Origin of the sequence: Halobacillus sp. B29, from assembly GCF_052246755.1 — a bacterium.
Classification (GTDB): Bacteria; Bacillota; Bacilli; order Bacillales; family Halobacillaceae; genus Halobacillus; species Halobacillus halophilus.
Window position 1 is genome coordinate 1 of record NZ_JBQQCM010000028.1, and the last position, 1,686, is coordinate 1,686.

A 1,686-nucleotide genomic window follows, 5' to 3' on the forward strand; every position below is an offset into this window, starting at 1 on the left:
CTGAGTTATCATGAACGAAAAACTAGCTCCTTACACGTAAATTCGTAGGTTAATCGGGTAAGGAATAAGTAAGAAACCCAAACCCTATCAGAGCTACATTACGGAAGGAGCTAGCTTACTATGAAGAGTACCCTGAAATATGTTGGCTTAGACGTTTCTAAAGAAAAAATTGCTGTGGCGATTGCGGAGGAAGGAAGAGAGAAGCCAAGGTACTGGGGAGTGATTCCTCACACGCCTGAAGCTATACGAAAGTTAGTAAAAAAACTGGGAGACCCTCAAAACTTACGTTTTTGTTATGAAGCCGGTCCCACCGGATATCCGTTGTACAGACAATTTCTAGCTATGGGTATCCACTGTGATGTGATCGCTCCATCCTTAATTCCTCAAAAGCCTGGCGAAAAAATCAAGACGGATAAAAGAGACTCTATTCGCCTCGCTCAGCTATATCGGGCGGGAGAATTGGTATCTGTCTATGTTCCTACATCGGAAGATGAAGCCCTTCGAGATCTTGTCCGAGCGCGGGAAGACGCCAAGGAAGATGAGCTGAGAGCGAAACATCGGTTGACTAAATTCTTGCTGCGGAATAACATCCATCCACCTTCAGGCGTTAATAAATGGACGAAGAAATATCGAGCGTGGCTGGATACCTTAACCTTTAAAAACGCGCTTTCCAAGTTGACCTTTCAAGAATACTACCACCAACTCAAAGAATTAGAACAGCGTATTCAACGGTATGAAGAAGAAATAAAAATTCAAGCTACCGATGGCGTCCATGCCCCAATCATTCAGGTTCTTCAATCCTTAAGAGGCATCGCTTTAATTACCGCGGTCAGCCTCGCAGCCGAAATCGGTTCGTTTAAACGCTTTCCAAAACCTGGACAATTTATGGGATATATCGGTTTAATCCCCAGCGAAAGTTCAAGTGGAAACGTACGATATCAAGGAGGAATCACGAAAACAGGCAACCGGCATGTGAGACGTCTTCTCATCGAAGCTGCTTGGAGTTATCGCTATCAGCCTGCGGTAAAAGGGAACTTAAAGAAACGCTTAAATGGCCTTCCCCCAACGATTCAATCGATCTCATGGAAAGCACAAAATCGACTTCATAAGAAATACTATCGTTTAATATCTCGAGGGAAGGAAAAAGGTAAAGCGATTACGGCCGTTGCCAGAGAACTAGCCGGTTTTATTTGGGCCGTTATGCAGGAAGTCGAAGACCTTCCTCAAGGGAACTAAGAGATTGTAACATTAGAATCAACCTCAACGTTTAAAGGAGTTCAACATTCAATAAGTATAGGGCTCGAAGGCAAAGAGAAAAACCGGAAAGGTTCATCCACGCGCCTCCTATGTGCTATGTCTGTCGACTAACGCACGACCTGAGTTAGTGGAAAGGCCTTTATACGGAAAGATAAAATGTGAAAACCCACGTATATCAGAATGCTAACCGCAGTGATCGTTTTTGCCTTCGTGCCGTGTACTTATGCCCTTAATATCCCGAATGAAAGGAGCCTCTTGTTTATCGCTTCCTGCGAATAGGTTTTCCTGGAAAGGTCGTCAAGGAGAGCACTTGACCCCCTTACCAGGAAAACCTGAATGAAGACCTTAAAAAAGAAGCGTTAATGCTTCTCTTCTTAAAGATGGTCAAAAGTGTGAGGGGTTGACAGTTTCGTTCATATCAGGAGGCTC

General features: G+C 44.1%; 1 protein-coding gene. It reads left to right on the top strand.

Annotated elements, in window-relative coordinates:
- The first annotated feature begins 120 nt into the window (after positions 1-120).
- Entirely contained in the window at positions 121-1,236 is a 1,116-nt protein-coding gene (locus ACTWP7_RS20310; RefSeq protein WP_443124724.1) for an IS110 family transposase, read from the top strand.
- The last annotated feature ends 450 nt before the right edge of the window (positions 1,237-1,686 follow it).